Source organism: Caballeronia sp. ATUFL_M2_KS44 (assembly GCF_023630965.1).
GTDB lineage: Bacteria > Pseudomonadota > Gammaproteobacteria > Burkholderiales > Burkholderiaceae > Caballeronia > Caballeronia concitans.
In genome coordinates this window covers 1-15746 of record NZ_JALQEA010000059.1, presented here as the reverse complement: position 1 = coordinate 15746, position 15746 = coordinate 1, and the positions used below count along the sequence as shown (strand labels likewise).

The 15746-nt window shown below is 60.0% G+C and carries 13 protein-coding genes and 1 pseudogene; 5 read left to right on the top strand and 9 right to left on the bottom strand.

Features of this window, described 5'->3' with window-relative positions:
* Positions 1-406: 406 nt before the first annotated feature.
* A complete protein-coding gene (ltrA, locus tag NCR39_RS26115) occupies positions 407-1780 on the bottom strand; it encodes a group II intron reverse transcriptase/maturase (RefSeq protein WP_350029699.1) in 1374 nt (457 codons plus the stop codon).
* Between the two features lie 693 nt (positions 1781-2473).
* Here ltrA and NCR39_RS26110 point away from each other — a divergent pair.
* The 4 genes from NCR39_RS26110 to NCR39_RS26095 all read left to right on the top strand — a co-directional run bounded on the left by NCR39_RS26110 (position 2474) and on the right by NCR39_RS26095 (position 6038).
* On the top strand, positions 2474-3064 hold the full coding sequence (locus NCR39_RS26110; RefSeq protein ID WP_250455311.1) for a sigma-70 family RNA polymerase sigma factor: 591 nt from the start codon (positions 2474-2476) through the stop codon (positions 3062-3064).
* Entirely contained in the window at positions 3061-3792 is a 732-nt protein-coding gene (locus NCR39_RS26105) for an anti-sigma factor (RefSeq protein WP_250455309.1), read from the top strand. Before NCR39_RS26110 ends, NCR39_RS26105 begins: the two co-directional genes overlap by 4 nt.
* A 424-nt stretch (positions 3793-4216) precedes the next feature.
* Positions 4217-5191, top strand: coding sequence for a ferritin-like domain-containing protein (locus NCR39_RS26100; RefSeq protein ID WP_250455307.1), 975 nt, complete (start codon positions 4217-4219; stop codon positions 5189-5191).
* 265 nt (positions 5192-5456) lie between these two features.
* On the top strand, positions 5457-6038 hold the full coding sequence (locus NCR39_RS26095; RefSeq protein ID WP_250455305.1) for a site-specific integrase: 582 nt from the start codon (positions 5457-5459) through the stop codon (positions 6036-6038).
* Positions 6039-6604: 566 nt separating this feature from the next.
* Here NCR39_RS26095 and NCR39_RS26090 read toward each other — a convergent pair.
* From NCR39_RS26090 to NCR39_RS26055, 8 genes are all read right to left on the bottom strand, one after another.
* Positions 6605-7498, bottom strand: a complete 894-nt coding sequence (locus tag NCR39_RS26090) for an SDR family NAD(P)-dependent oxidoreductase (RefSeq protein ID WP_250455303.1) — start codon at positions 7496-7498, stop codon at positions 6605-6607.
* A complete protein-coding gene (locus NCR39_RS26085) occupies positions 7495-8259 on the bottom strand; it encodes a cupin domain-containing protein (RefSeq protein ID WP_250455301.1) in 765 nt (254 codons plus the stop codon). The genes NCR39_RS26090 and NCR39_RS26085 overlap by 4 nt, the downstream gene beginning before the upstream one ends.
* Before the next feature lie 555 nt (positions 8260-8814).
* Positions 8815-9843, bottom strand: coding sequence for an aldo/keto reductase (locus NCR39_RS26080; RefSeq protein ID WP_250455299.1), 1029 nt, complete (start codon positions 9841-9843; stop codon positions 8815-8817).
* 42 nt (positions 9844-9885) lie between these two features.
* Entirely contained in the window at positions 9886-10917 is a 1032-nt protein-coding gene (locus NCR39_RS26075) for a flavodoxin family protein (RefSeq protein ID WP_250455313.1), read from the bottom strand.
* Positions 10918-11839: 922 nt separating this feature from the next.
* Entirely contained in the window at positions 11840-12457 is a 618-nt protein-coding gene (locus NCR39_RS26070) for a LysE family translocator (protein ID WP_250455298.1), read from the bottom strand.
* Positions 12458-12573: 116 nt separating this feature from the next.
* Positions 12574-13356, bottom strand: a complete 783-nt coding sequence (locus NCR39_RS26065) for a hypothetical protein (RefSeq protein ID WP_250455296.1) — start codon at positions 13354-13356, stop codon at positions 12574-12576.
* Between the two features lie 115 nt (positions 13357-13471).
* Positions 13472-14002 carry a GNAT family N-acetyltransferase gene (locus tag NCR39_RS26060; RefSeq protein WP_250455294.1) on the bottom strand — a complete coding sequence of 177 codons (531 nt, stop codon included), beginning with the start codon at positions 14000-14002 and terminating at the stop codon, positions 13472-13474.
* 134 nt (positions 14003-14136) lie between these two features.
* Positions 14137-14751, bottom strand: coding sequence for a GNAT family N-acetyltransferase (locus NCR39_RS26055; protein ID WP_250455293.1), 615 nt, complete (start codon positions 14749-14751; stop codon positions 14137-14139).
* A 543-nt stretch (positions 14752-15294) separates the two neighbouring features.
* On the opposite strand from NCR39_RS26055, the pseudogene NCR39_RS26050 reads away from it, so the two are divergent.
* A pseudogene (locus NCR39_RS26050) lies at positions 15295-15609 on the top strand (MetQ/NlpA family ABC transporter substrate-binding protein); the annotation flags it as partial.
* Positions 15610-15746 lie beyond the last annotated feature (137 nt).

The window sequence follows — 15746 nt, the reverse complement described above, 5'->3', positions numbered from 1 at the left end:
TGCTCGTGATCGCGACTGGATGTCTCTGCTTGCCCGGGAGCGGCCGTTGACTACCGGACGAATCGAACGGCAGTTGATGAGGGTCGGAAGCTGCCATTGCGGCGTCCGGAGGCTAAACGGCCGAAGTGGGTCGGGCTGCGTCAGTCCGCTCTTCGAACTGATAGCTGGAAAGCGGCCAGTGGAATTGAGCTCCCGGAAGCGGCCAGTCGGCAGTGCGTACTCCCGGTAGAGTCGAGATGTGGCGCGGTAGCGGTAGGTTCGGTTTGTCTGTTGCCGCCCCTTTCGTCTGGCGGTGCCCGAGTAACCTCGCCTTGACCCCGTTTCCACATCCCGCTCATCGAACCGGACATGCAGATCTCCCGCATCCGGCTCTCGGACAAGACCTCACGCCTTCGTACACGGCACGTTACACCCAAGGCCCCATCAGACGCACAAGACCGAAGTGCTTGTAGAGGTGCGGGCGTGGATAGCTCCCGCGCCTGCTTCGCCTGGCTTTGTACTTGTTGCGTAACCACCGACGCAACCGCGCAGCGGTGTAGTTGTCGAGCGCCCGATATGCGGGTCTGTCCGTGCCTACATTGAAGTAGTTCGCCCAGCCGCGCAGCGTGCGGTTCAACTTACCCACCAGCTCCGTGGTCTCCTGCCATACCGTCTTGAGGGCGGTCATCGCATGAATCTTCTCGACCATGCGACGGATACTCTTCTTCGACGGACGCATGCCCATGCGGGCCTGCCCGGTCGTGGCCGAGTACAGCCGCCCAAACGTGTAACCCAGGAAGTCGAATGTGCCTTCCGGCACCTTGCAGATGCGTGTCTTCTCCTCGTTGACCGTCAGCTTCAGTTTGCCCATGATCTCGCGCAGTTTCAGCAACGCCTCTTCGGCCTTGCCTTGCTTGCACAGGATCACCAGGTCATCCGCGTAGGTCACAATCCGACTGCCAAGACGGCGCTGAAGTCCGAGCTTCTGCCACGTCAGCACAAACCGGCGCATGTAGATATTCGCCAGCAGTGGTGAGATGGGAGACCCCTGCGGAATGCCACGTCCGCTATCTCTGGCCTCCGTCGTGCGTCTCTTCCGGCCTCGGGTATCGGTTTCTTCAACGCGGCATTCCAGCCACATCCTGATCAGATGCAGCACACGCCGATCAACGATGCGTCGCGCGAGCGACAGCATCAGTTCGGCATGCGGAATACTCCCGAAGTAGTCCGCGAGGTCGGCGTCAACCACGTCCGTTTGCCCTCGATGCAGCCGCTCCTCCACCTCGATTACCGCTTGCTGGGCATTTCGCCCCGGGCGGTAAGCGTACTGCTCTGGCGGAAGGTCCGCTTCGAAGATCGGTTCGAGCACCAGCATCGCTGCTGTCATGCACACCCGATCCCGCAGGGTCGAGATGCCCAGCCGCCTCAGCTTGCCATTGGCCTTCGGGATAAACACTCTTCTGATAGGGTCCGGCCGGTAAGTCTCCTGCCTGAGCGCAAGCGCCAGTTCGCCGAGCCACTTCTGCACCCCGTACGCTTCGACCTCTGCGAAATCCTGCCGATCGACACCCGGCGCGCCCCTCTTCGAGCGACACTGAGCGTACGCATGCGCCAGCACATCCTCGCGATAGATCTTGTCGTACAGAGCGTAGAAGCGGTACCCGGCTTCTGCCTTCGCTTTCGCGTGTAACGCCATCTGCAGCTTCTGAACACGAATCGGAGTTGATAGGTTGCCCAATCTCCACGTCCTCACTACGTATTGCGTCTGTCTTGAACTGAGGCCCCTTCCCTCCGCCAGCATTACACCGGCTTCAACGGTAATACGGGCCTCTCCGTCATCCCAAGGCGCCCGGCCTGTCCCTCGCGGGCGTCCGGTTGGTCACCCTATCAGTCGCGTGCGAGATTCGACAGCTTGACTTCACGCCGATGATGGGTGACCTACGCGGCAACAGTTCCAGATGGGACCGCAGCCTCAAAAGCGCTACCACGCGACCACTTTCGGATGATTTTTCCGCCGCCGGCACCGCGGGATTCACCGACAAGCATCTTAACGAGCGTGTCGGCATCGTCATCAGATTGAATGAGACGGCGACGATCTCCTTGACAGATTTCCAAGGACACAAGCGCGTCTCGTACGGCCTACTGCGAAAGGTCGTAGATCCCTGATCAAAGCGACATCAACGCCGGATCTGCGGCTGAACACGGCAGGTGGGGATGCATCTATTGCCTGCAGACATCGCTGGCGCTTGTACAAGGGACGATGATGGCGCTCGCCGCGATGTCGCTCGTCGGGGTGATCGTGTGGGTGCCTTGAGCGCCGGAGGTAACACATCTGTCGTTGCCTCAGACGAGTAGGAGCCAGGGTTAGTTCGTCTGATGTGCGGCAGCGTGATTGTTGCCGCACTCCCGTAGCTCTCAAAAGTCTCCGGTCGCGATACTCGATGCTATATTGCGCGACATACTCCGCCCTCACCGCAATCCGGCTCGTGTGTTCATGAAGGACGAATCCTCAGGTAGTACCGGAAACTTGGACGACGCAAATAGATTGCGCCGTGAGCGCGCGAACGAGTTACTCGCGAATGTCGCGGGCGGTGATGAGACCGCTTTCGCCGAACTGTACCGCGCGACATCGCCGCGAGTGTTTGGCGTCATCGTGCGCATGATTCACGATCGCGGCGAAGCTGAAGATCTGTTACAGGAAGTTTTTGCCACCACATGGCGTCGGGCGAGTACCTTCGATCCGGCGCGCGGCAGCGCCATCACTTGGCTGACTACGCTCGCGCGCAATAGTACGATCGACCGCATGCGTCAGCAGCGCGACGAATCGCTCGGCGAAAACACCGCACCTGACATCACCGACGAATCGCCGACGCCCGCCGTCGTCGTCGAATTGAACGAGGAAAGGCGGCGGCTTGAACAGTGTCTCGACCGGCTTGAACCGCAGCAGAAGAGCGCGGTCCGTGAGGCGTTCTTCACTGGAGCGACGTATGGCGAACTGGCGAAACGGCTTGCCGTGCCGCTTGGCACGATGAAAAGCTGGATTCGCCGCAGCCTGATGCAACTCAAAACTTGCCTCGAAGAATGAACACGCCCGCCGCCGACGACGATCTGCGCTGCGCCGAGTACGCACTCGGGGTGCTGGATGCGCAAGCGCGCGCGGCACTTGAAGCGGACGTGGCGCGCGAGCCCGAATTGGCGCGCACGCTCGAAGCATGGCAACGGCGACTCGCGCCGCTGGTGGATGAAATCCCCACAGTTGAACCGCCCGGTCGCGTGTGGACGCGCATCCGTAACGATCTCGGTCTCACCGCGAAGCCTTCGCGCGCGCCCGCACGCACCCGTTGGTGGGACAACCTGAGCCTCTGGCGCTGGCTCGCAATTGGCGCCAGCGTCACCGCGCTCGTTATGCTCGGCACAAACCTCATGTGGTTGAAGCCAGCACCGCAAGCCCCGACGGTGGCAACCGTTCCTGGCGACTATATCGTCGCGTCGATCGCGCGCAAGGACGGGCTCGTGGCTTGGACCGCAACCGTCGATATACGGCGCGCGCGCCTCGTCGTCACGCCCACGGCGCGCGTCGACTTGCCCGCGGATCGGGCGACAGAGTTGTGGCTCATCCCGCCGGACGCGAAACCGGTCGCGCTCGGCGTCTTTCCCTCCGATCACCCCGCGACGATCATGCTGCCTCCTGAGATCCTCGCGCGGATGAATGCGCACGGCGTGCTTGCGGTGTCGGAAGAACCGCCAGGCGGATCGCCGACCGGCGCGCCGACCGGATCCGTGCTCGCGAGCGGTCCACTGCAATCCACCTGACGACTTCTTTTTATTCGACGACGAGCATCCGCGCGCGCGTCTGGCTCGTATCTATCGAAAAAAACGACCATGTCCCACCCGAAGACCGCTGGGTGCGAGGAGGCCCTCGTCCTGGAGACGTCGACATAAGCAGTCAAGCAGCGTATGGCGACGATTGGCGCTGGGACTCGCCGATCTCGCGAGTGCATTGCTTTCGCCCATGGCGAAGCGCTCGGTATGGTCGACTTTACAGCGCGGCCACTCGCCAGCCGGTAACGATGCGCGAAGCACCCGTCGAAATGAAAGCGTCTGTTACGACTTGAATCCGATAGGGTGGCGACATTCGTATCGCCCAATGAGCGGTACACGGTCATGTGACCTCCGCTCTTGTGCGGCGCTCATATAGCTAACGACGCGCCGTTCCAATCACTGAAAAGGAGTGGACATGGCTAACAACGCCTCATTGACGAGTGCCCTTGAGCGACGCGTCGAACGAAGGGAAAAGCGGCGCCAATTTTTTCGCAGCGCGGGCGGGCTCGGTCTAGGACTAGTAGGCGGAACGATCCTGGGCGCCTGCGGCGGCGGATCGGGGGACACTGCGAACGCAGCGAGCGGCCCAACCGATGCCGAAATTCTCAACTTTGCGCTGAACCTCGAATATCTCGAAGCGACGTTCTATGCCTATGCGACGACTGGTGCAGGGCTACCGGCTAACCTCATGACGGGTGTGGGTACGCCAGGCAAAGTCATTCCCGGTCAGCAGGTCAGCTTCTCCGATCCCGTCGTCGCAGCCTACGCACGCGAGATCGCGAAGGACGAGCTCGAACATGTCACCTTTCTGCGGACGGCGCTCGGCGGCGCAGCGGTCGCCATGCCAGCGCTCGATGTGGGCGGCACTGATCCCAACGGAGCTTTCTCGCTTGCCGCTCAGGCCGCAGGCCTCGCTCCCGCTGGTACCCCCTTCAACCCATATCTCAATGACAACAACTTCCTGCTCGGTGCCTTTATCTTCGAAGACGTCGGCGTGACGGCTTATAAGGGAGCATCGCCACTCATTACCAATAAAACCTATCTTGAAGCGGCAGCCGGGATTCTCGCAGCGGAGGCCTATCATGCGGGCCTCGTGAGGACCGTACTGTACTCCAAGGGCATCCAGACACCGAGCCTCGTGACCGCAACGCAGGCCATTTCGGACGCACGCGATTCACTCGACGCGTCCACCGATGTCGATCAGGGTATCGCCGGCGCAAACAACCAGATCTCCAACATCGTGCCCCTCGACAACAACGGCATTGCGTTCAGTCGCAGCTACGACGACGTGCTCAATATCGTCTATCTGAATAAGGGCGCGGTGACGCAAGGCGGCTTCTTCCCTGCGGGGGTGAACGGAACGTTGCACATGAGTAGCGCCTTCGCGTGATCCCTTAGTCGACGGAGGCAATCATCACGGGGCAATAGATGGCGCGCCCCGTGATGTTCTGAATATGGATAAAGGGAGCTACTGTGACCAATCGATCTATTGCTATGTGGCGCCTGAGAATCAGGCTTGCCATGGCTGCGACGTTCCTCGTCACAGGCGCGGTGCTTCAATTACTGCATTTTCTTCAGACCGGATGATGTGCATGTCCTCGTTCGGATTGAACGTACGCCGCGCGAGCCTTCGCCGCAGCGCGTGAGAAGTCTGGGTGAATGCACTCGAGATGGCTCTTCGACCTTCTCTAACTTGGCGGACCGCGCATTGCGGAGGTCGGGGCGAACCCATAGACCAGTTCTTCGTGCGACGCGATGCGAACAGCGCGCTCGCTGGCGGCTCACCGTCCACGGCCAAAGGCGACAAGCAATGGCTCGTGCCGGCCACGCGCAAAATGATGATGGACCTGTCCTGCTATCGGCAGCAACTGTGTCTGAGCGCCCCGCCTTCGCCTAACGAAGCCACACCGCTCGTTCTGTCAATAGGCGCCAGAGCGTCCGACGAAGGCATCGAGACGTGCGCGCCGCTGCACGCCATCGTGAAGGACGTGTTTACCCAAGCTGCGGCGCACTTGCGCGAACGCGACGATACAGCGAGCGCGCGAGCCGATGTGCTTGAGAAGTCCTCCGCGCATTGGCTCAGGCGCGGCGCCGTCTCGCACATGGCGGACCAAAATCAAGACCTGCGCATGGTGCGCGGCAATCTTGGGCACGCTTCGCTGACGACGACCGGCATCATATCTCAGCAGATCGACAGACCTTCAACTTCATCCTCGATTGGCACGGCAAACACGTGACTTGTGCCGTCCTGCGCAAGTGCCTCGAGGCGTGTTTCTAGCTCCCGCCGTGTGCGGACGATGCCCGAATGGTGAAAGCGTTCAGGAGTGGGTATTCCCATATCGAAGCGGTCGCCCGACGCAAATTGGTGGCGCATTCAACGCAAACCGTGCGCCTCGCTACCATCCACTTCTCAAGCGTCCTATTGAATCGCTTATGCAGGACTCATCGACGACGCTTGGTCACTTGCTGCGCGTACTCGTAACTTGATATTGAAAATGCGTGGGGCCTTGTTCGCCGGTCCTGGTCGCGCACCTTAGGCCATCGCGGCCGGCTCACCGCTTGTCTGTTCCCGCCGGCCGCGGTGGTACGCATTTGCCATGCACGCGCGTTGCCAACGGGAAGAAGGTAGGCGGCGCTGCCCGTGCAGAGCGCCAGCGAGCCTCTTGGAGCGTGTGCGCCCAGGCTCGGTCTGTATCGTCATCATTGCATTCGCTCGAACGAGCGCGCGGTCTTCGGCGACACGAGGCGTAGGCATACTCAACGTCCCACGCTCCCGTCGGACTCGGGTGTGTCGTCATGCGTTTTACGCGACGTTATGCGCGCTGTCGCCGCCAGTGACGTCAAAGGTCGCTCCGGTGATCATTCGTGCGTCGTCCGATGCAAGATAGACATAGGCCGGAGCCACGTCGCTCGGATCGACCCACGGAACGCCCAGCGGCGTCTTCAGCGTCAAGGCTTGCACCGCCTTCTGCTCGAGAGGCGGGTCGGGAATCCTTCCGCCGTTCGCTTCCTTGAGCGCCTGCATGTAGCGGCTTTCATTGCGCGTGAGTTCGGTATCGATCAAGCCGGGAATGACGGCATTCACCGTGATACCGAATTGGCCGAATTCCAGCGCTGCCGATTTCATCAGGCCTAGCAGTCCCCACTTCGAAGCGGAATAGGCCGCGCCATCGCGCATGCCGTGGCGTCCCTGCGTCGATGACGTAACGATGATTCGCCCGCGTTTGCGCTGGGTCATCGCTGGCGCCACCGCCCGGATGCAGTTGAGGGTGCCGGTGAGATTGATATCCAATTGGTCCTGCCAGTCCGCATCGTCCAGTTCCAGCAGCGGCTTGAACGACTGGATGCCGGCGACGGCCGCGAGTATGTCGATCGGTCCGCTATCTCGTTCGATCGACGCGACGATGTCCTGGAGGTGCGCATAATCCCGGATATCGGCGATTTCTTGTCGCCACTGGACCCCCGCCTGCGCGACCCGTTCTCCTGTTTCGATGAGGTCCGCTTCCGCGGGAATTGCATACCGCTGGATCGCGCTTGCGCGGCCGGCGATGTCGAGGCCCACGACGTTCGCCCCTTCACGTGCGAATGCGACCGCGACCGCGCGACCGATGCCACGCGCCGCGCCCGTGACCAGCGCGAGCTTTCCGTGCAATCTGCCTTCGTCATTTTTCTTCGTCGATGTCAGCGGCGTGTTCATTCTTGCTCCTTTCTCTCGCCGGATTCTCGGCTCGGCATCGCCGACGTACTCGTACAGGTAGATGGTGAGTCCGGCCTCTTTGCGATGGTCACGCGTTCGATCTTGCGAGGAATCTTTGCGAAGAGTTCGGGCGAAGCACCGAAGACCGCTGCAAGGACTTCGGCGGGAATCGCGCTCAGTGAGGCTACGATACCGATGTCGTCAGCTGGCTCACTGGCACTCGAGTTAAACACGATGAGGACAACGAGCTCCTCCGTCTCGCTGGCGTTCTCGAAGTAATGGAAATGTCCCTGCGGCGCAAAGACGAGATCGCCTTGAGCCACCTCGAACGCGTCATGCGTGGCTTCCGGCCCGACGAAGCTCCATCGCGCTACACCTGAAATGACGAAATTGAGTTCCCACGCGCTGGGATGCCAATGGGGTTCGCGCACGCCACCCGGCTCCAGTCGGGCAAGGTAGACAGAAGCTTGCTGCCCGGAAAGGATCTTCCAGTTGTCGCCGGTGGCGCCCTGAAGTGTTCCACCTGCAAACACATCCGGCGCCCATGCGCTGAGATGGAATGCGTGCGGATGCTGACCGCTCCATCCGCCGGGCTGCTCCGGAGGGGAAGGAGGCCGCACGCCGCCGTCGAAGGGGGCTTGTCGGGAGGACTCCTCCATCGTCGGCGCAGCTCGCGCCCCTGCGATGACAGCGTCGTGCCGCGAAGAAGCCTCGATATTAGGCTGTTCGGAGCCGTCGGCTGGAGTTTCGGAATTAGGCATGAGGGCGCTCCTAACGGCAGATTGATGGAGCAAGACTGGCATCGTGCTCTGCCCGCGTTGGGAGCACGATTGATTCCCGACTCGTGAACGGACCGATGGTCGGCCGAACATTTCCGCCATCCAGTCGATCCGGCTCGACTGGGTTGTCGTCCGTCATTCATCGACACTTCGTTCCGCGCGCTGCTTAGCATCGTCTGCGCGATTCTGTCCGCCGGAAATGGTCGGACGCGCCATGCACTGTTGAAGCGACGAGACTCTGCAAGCCAGCTCCATCGCTTTTCGCACTTCAGTCATCGCTGCGCCGAAGGCGCAAACATTCTATGTGCCGAAAACGATCAGCTTTTATCCCGATCGGCAGACAATCTTTAGCTTCGGCAATCCCGATGCCGAAAGGATCATCTCACGTGCGTTGAGGACGTGGTCAAGGAACAGTACTGCGTTTCATCGGACTACCGTCTTATATGTCGAATACCTACGCGGTTAGTTAAACCGCTGCTCGCAGGAAAAACATCGCATATTGGCCAACTCTAGCTGAGGCCGGTTGTTCCATCGCAGTTAGACTACGCGGTCGTCGCCGGGGATTGGGGCATTTTCTTCGATCAGCCCCTGTTGCTTCAGCTCTTGCCAAAACGCCCTGGGAATCTTGTCCTGCATCGAACTCGCATTCACGAGTGCCTCCTCTTCGGTGCGTGCACCGACGATCAATGCCGCCGCCACATCAGGTGCGGCCGCGAAATGAAGCGCCGCAGTACGCAGGTCGACGCCAAACTGATTCGCAACCGCACGCAGCTTGTTGCGTTTCTCGGTGTGGGGACGCGGAATGTCGAAGCGGCCATCGCCGTAATTGAAACGCGGGCTTCCTGAGATAAAGCCAGCGTTCAATGCCGAACCCATGACGAAACTGACGTCGTGCCTGCGCGCAACGGGAAAAACGTTGTTCAGCGCGTTTTCGTGATCCACTAAGGAGTACTGTGAGGCCAGCAGGCAGACGTCAGGATCGGATTCCTCGATGACGCGCACGATCGGCTCGGGTGAGTTCACGCCGATTCCCCAGGCTTTGATCAAGCCTTCATCACGCATGCGGCAAAGCTCGGGAAACGCACCGCTCAACGCGGTGGCGAACTCTTCCTCCCACGGCCTCGGCAAAAACCCGTTGTCTGGCGAGACGTCATGCACGAAGAGAATGTCAATTCGGTCAATGCCCAGACGCTGAAGACTATCCTCGAGCGAGCGCCTTACTGCGTCGGCGGTGTAGTCAAAGACGACGTTGTTAGGTGATACACCAAAAGGGAAAAATTTTTTGCTCTCGTTGACGGGCGCCGCCCTGAGCAACTTGCCGACCTTCGTCGACAATACATAGCTATCGCGCCGCTGATTGTGCAGGAAACGGCCGAAACGCCGCTCGGCCTCACCGAGTCCGTACCACGGCGACACGTCGTAGTAACGTATGCCCGCGTTCCACGCTGCTTCCATGGTCCTCTGAGCTTGCGTGTCGGTGACAATCTCAAACTCGCTACCCAGCGGCACGCCGCCCATGCCGAATCGGAACTCGGGCTTGAAAATCTGCTGCACTCGACTGTTCATCGAACATGTTCCTCGACTATGAATGGGAAAATGATGACGCGCTCACTTGGCGCGCGGCGATTCGAGACGCGCATCCGCCTGCACCTGGCCGCTGCGAACCTGCCGGATTTTTTCCGCCACCGCCCGGGCGACGTTGTCCGTTTCCTGTTGCACGCTTTCGTCCAGGTCCAGCGTCTGATGACTCGTGGCATAAGGTTCGTAATAGCCGATGAACCGATCCAACCGAGATTTCGCGCCGGCTTCAACGAAACCCATCCAGTCGAGCCAGTCCGTCAGCGCGCGTCTCGAACCTTCGATCCCGGCGACATCACCGTGGACGATCAAACCATACGCCCTTCCCGCCAAATGCTTGGGATAGTCCCAGCCATCCAATTCGATTTGCTTGGCTTCGGCTGGCGTCTTGCCGTGCGTCGAGGTCGGATCGGGATTGCCGCCGTCCGCACATACGAGGCGGTCCATCATGAGTTTGATCGGGCTGCTTACCTGGTACCAGTACACGGGCGTCACGATCAGCACGCCATGACAGGCCGCGAAACGTTCGTAAATCTCATTCATCCAGTCGTTGACCAGACCGAGAGAATGATTGGGGTAGCAACTGCACGGCCAATGACACAACGGCATGGCCGTCGACGCGCAGCCTTTGCACGGATGAATATGCAGATCGTGTTCCGAATTGAGCCGCGACAAATCGAGTAGATCAACTTCCATCGACTCGGCCTGCAGTATCGCTTCAGCGCGCTTTGCGAGCCGGAACGTCTTCGACATCTCGCCGGGACACGTAAAATCGTTTCGCGAAGAGCCGATTACGACCAGTACGCGCGTGGCTGAAGTGCAATCACGCTGACGAGCGCTTGCCGCCTCAATCCGGTCGCGCGCTTCGCGCCACTCCACCGACAATTCGTAATCAGGGTCCTTGAAGCCGGCGCCTGCTTTTTGGGTGATGGGCGACTTCCGGCTGTTCTCATATGCGTCCCATGCGATCGCCTCAATGCGTGCCAGCGAATCGTCTTCTTTTCGAAACGCAGGATCGTAGAAGCGCGCCATGAAGCGCTGGCGGAAGGCATTCCGCTCCATCTTCTCAGTGACTTGACCTTTACGGACGTCGATCGGCTTGCCATCTGTCTTCGGATGATTCATGGGGCGCTCTGGTTAAGGTCTATCTCAAAGAACAGCGCAAACGCCGTCCCGGTGCCCTCACGCCCAGCATGCGCTATGCCTTCCGAGCGCTTCTAGTGTTATTTCCCGTCCATCGCGTCGCGACGTTTCTGCCGATTTCTCTCTTGCGCCCAAGCTAGACAGCGTTCGATTTCCGCCGCTACGTCGACCCCATCAGCCGCATCGCTCCGAGCATGCGGTTCCCTTCGTTCCAAAAAGCTTCTAGGGGCGAGCAGTCGTCCGATAATCTAAAGCGTGCTGCAAAAGCAGCTTCGACGGTCGTCGGTCGTTGCTCAGACTAATTCGATCGAAAGGCGACGACGGGCAAATGCGCCCGCTATGGCTGAGCGCGTAAAGTGGTTCATAGAAGTACTAGTGCTTTTTGCAGGGAAGCGCCGTGCGTACCGGCATTTCTGAACGGGCGCAGTTGTTACTGCCATCCGCGTTTGCGGGCAACAAGTTGCATGGCGGAGCGACAGGCTCATGCGACAGACAAGAGGCGAACGCGACGCCTCACCGTCGCTACATTTTCTGTCCACGTACCACCGCAACCCAACAGCGTTGAAACGAGCGAAGCGACCTTGGGACAGGCGGCAATTAAGCACCCAACGTGGCAGCGCACGGTGTTCCGGAACAAGACTCAAACGGTGGCCCGGTTGGGCGACCCCTTCCCTAATTGCTTAGTGGCGGTTACATGCTGGACTGCGGGCGGTCGGATCCATCAGGCGAACGTCCCTTCTTGGGCCGACTGCTGTCCGACGCGGTCGGCAGAAACCGACCCGTAAGAGACAGTCGATCACGCCAGAAACGGCCATTTGAACGGAGTCTGACAGGCGATCTGTCAGCGAAGTGCTTGCCGAATTCCCAAAACCACGATGAGGCCACCGCAGCCGCGGTCGATCCAGGCTTTCGCGCGACGATACGCCGTCGCGATTGCGGCTTGCGATAACACCAGCCCGACTATGCCATACCAGCACGTCCCAATTGCGCCCACTGTCGCGAGCATGGCAAAGAAAGTCGCCGTGGATACGTGTGCCGGTGCGGCTGAGGAAAACACCGCAGCATAGAAACCGATGGATTTCGGATTTGCAATATTCGTCGCAACGCCTTGAAGGAATGCTGCGCGAAACAGCGGAGCGTCCGGACGCCGCGCTTCTGTGATGGCGCTTGCCTGCGCTTTTGCGATGAGGCGCAGCCCAAACCAAACGAGATAAGCAGCGCCAGCGAGCTTGACGCCTACGGCCAGCCACGGGAAAGCCTCGAAGACGACTCCGATACCGAGAATGGCGCAAGTGGCCCAGAACAGATTGACCGCGACGATCCCCGCGACGAGCGCGAGCGCATCTGACCTTTTGCCCGAAACCGCCCTATGGACGACGGCGACGAAGTTTGGCCCAGGTATAACAACACCTACGGCATAGACGGTAAAGACAGTTGCAACCGCAGATGAGTCGATCATACGTAGCCTAGATAATTGCCATGCTGAACAGTCGCCGTCAGCATGCTGCTAACCCTTTGCACTTCGCCGGTCTTGCTCAGCTGGTTCCATGGAAAAACGGCGCGACACACGACGAACTATTCAGCGAGAGCGGCGACTGCCGTGCGTCGGTGCGTCGCAATACGCTTCGTGCACCACTGGACGACCATTGCCAGCAATGCTGCTTCGAAGAAAGCAAAGGTGGGAAGTTGGTATGGGAGCGTGAAACTCAGCAGCAAACAAAATGCGGCGAACGAAAAACGGCCTAACACCATGCCCCTCAATAATGAGATCACGAAAGCAGGACCGTGCGCGCGATGCGACGACACGGAAAGGATTATCCCGAGCAGCGGGAAGACCGCGAGCAGCCCGCTCCAGGTTGGACCAGTCCAAGCCGACAACGATGTAACACCAAACGTGAGCGTGACGCCGGCCATCATCCTGCCTAGCAGGTCGAACCGAGAAAGCGGCGCTCCAAGAACAATGCTTGAAGTTTTGGGCAGAAACGACTGCCCAATCGAGACAGCTAGGACAGCAGCGATCGATGCCCAGAGAGGCGAAGTCGGCAGAAGAGAAAGACCGCACGCACACAGGAACCAAACGACGAGGCCGGCAAGTAACGCAATTGGCCACGGGCGCGAACGGCAGGTCCACGCATAAGCGAAATTGAACGCTTCGGAAGCTAGGATCGCCGCCAGCGACAAGGTCGCCGCGCGCGCTCCAAACGCGGCCCCGTGCGATAGCGTCAAGAGATACAAGATTGGTCCGGCTACGACGGGTAGTCCAGCCAGCCATCCTGCGATCGAGGGTCCCCACCACCTGCCGGACATTGAGACGACAAGCAAGAAAAGCGGAACCAACGTTAGCTTTAGCGCGAGCATGGCAGGCCGGGATTCTTAAAAACGGAGTGTACGGTATGAGGGCAGCGACGATGCCCTCGATGTCATTTGGTCTTTCCGACGGCGGCTTCGGCTGTCCGTCCTCTTTACTTGCCCGCTAGCGCAGTTGCTTGTGGAAGAACGTGGTTCCGCACGAGGTGCCGTCAGGCATCAGGGCGTAGTTCGGGACGCTGCCTACGCGCTCCCATCCTGCACGGTGGTACAGCCGCTCGGCATCACCGCCCGTCACGGTATCCAGGACGAGAACGGATTTACCAGCGCTGCGCGCTGACTCATCGACGGCCTGCATCAACCGTGCAGCAATTCCGCGGCGTCTGGCGTCCCGCCGCACCAACATTTTTGCTACGTCTGCACGGTGAGGCTGATTTTCCGGCTGCGCGATGATAAGTTGCACTGTTCCGAGGACGCGGCCCTTCGCGTCTTCGGCAACCAGCACGGTCCGTTCGTCGCGCATTACGCTGCGCGCAACGTCCGCCCAGAACTGCACGGCGGTTTCTCTGGAGATCGCAAGCATGAAGCTAACGGAAGCGCCTCCCTCTACGCAGTCGATGAGCACGTCCGCTAAGGGATCGATGTAAGCAGCAACCTCATCGGGGCGCACCGCGCGAATGTTAGTGTTGTCGTCCATCGTCCGCTCCGTAGCAAGGTTGGTTATCAACTCAACAGTCACTGTCTAGTGGCTGTTTAGTGGGCGGTCACGAAAACATATTCGCCTGAAGGAACTGCAGCAGTTTCTCGCAGCACGCGTACCGGTCCGAGTCGCTAAGCGATTTCGGCCGCAGGTTTCGGTGGGCGAGCGAGCTTATCCTCCAATGCTGCCTTCACATCGGGCCATTCCGTATCAATGATGCTGAATCGCACCGAGTTGCGCTTGCGGCCGTCAGGCATTATCCGTTCGTGCCGAACGATGCCTTCCTGTTTCGCACCGATACGCAAGATCGCCGTTCTTGATTTTTCGTTGAGCTCATCGGTTGTGAATTGAACGCGGACGCACTGCATCACTTCGAAGGCATACCGCAGAAGGAGGTACTTGGCCTCAGTGTTCGCTGCTGTCCTTTGAACGGAGCGGCTAAGCCACGTGTGGCCGATCTCGAGCTTCCTATTAGCTCGGTCGATCTTCCAGAAGCGAGTGCTTCCAACGATGGCGCCGCTGTCGCGGGCCACAACGACAAACGGGACGACATGACCTTCTTGATGCCCCCGCAATGCGGTAGCCACATATTGGTCGATGGTCGACGGACCGGGCACGACAGTCACCTTCAAGTTCCAGAGCTCGCCGTCTGCCGCAGCGGCGACCAGGCGAGGCGCATCAGCGCTGTCAAGAACGCGAAGGTCAATGGCGTTGCCAAGAAGGTTCAGCCGGGATGTGTCGTCCATAACCATGAGCGAGGTGTTGAGACGGTGGTGCGCTAGAGAATTGGAGGTTGGCCGCCGCCAATATCGATGCTTGCCATCGGGCGGAGGGGAGCCTGTCTTGCCTAATTGTCGGCGATCCAGCGGGCTATGTCGAATGACCGGTTATGCCGCCGACCTCCGCCCGACGTGGTCGGCCACACCCGACCCCATATCCGCCGTCGGACGTCGCCTTACGTGGATGACGGCAATCCGAACACGTTGGATTATACGTCCGCGTATGTTGGACCTCGACCGAATCTACTTCCCCGACGAAATACCGGAGCCAAAGCAGCTAGCACAGCAGCTATTCGGGCAAGGCCATGGTTTCCAGGACTTCGGGCGCGCAATCGTTGAACGAATCAATCTTAGGGTTGCTGTTACGCGATCTCCGTCACTGCGAGATTTTCTGCGCAACATTGGAAAAATTGTCGGAAGTAATCGTTTCGCCGCTCTTCCTGATGCACACCGAGCAGTGCGGAAGATAAGGGGGCGAGCAGTCGAGAGGGAGCAAGCATGCGGGCGGCTATGTCGCCCTGTTCCTTCAAAACCGCCCTATTCTCTCTTGCACTCGCCTGCGGTATCGCGAGCGCGCCACTTTCGTTCGCGGCGAGTCAGACCGTGCGCGTCGGCATCATGTCCGGCGAGGACGAGCACATCTGGCGCACCGTCACGGCGAACGCCGCGAAACACGGCATCACCGTGAAGCTCACGACTTTCTCGGACTACCCCCAGCCGAACGAAGCGCTCGCCCAACACGATCTCGACATCAACGCCTTCCAGCACACGCCGTATCTCGACGCGCAAATCAAGGCGCGTCACTACGATATCGTGCCGGGGGGGGGGGGGGGGGGGGGGGGGGGGGGGGGGGGGGGGGGGGGGGGGGGGGGGGGGGGTGGGCTGCGCCGAGAGGGCGCGGGAACTGTCTCTAGCCGATTCGCGCGAGAACGGTGGCGTGATCGGCCGCGTGTTGCGTGGGC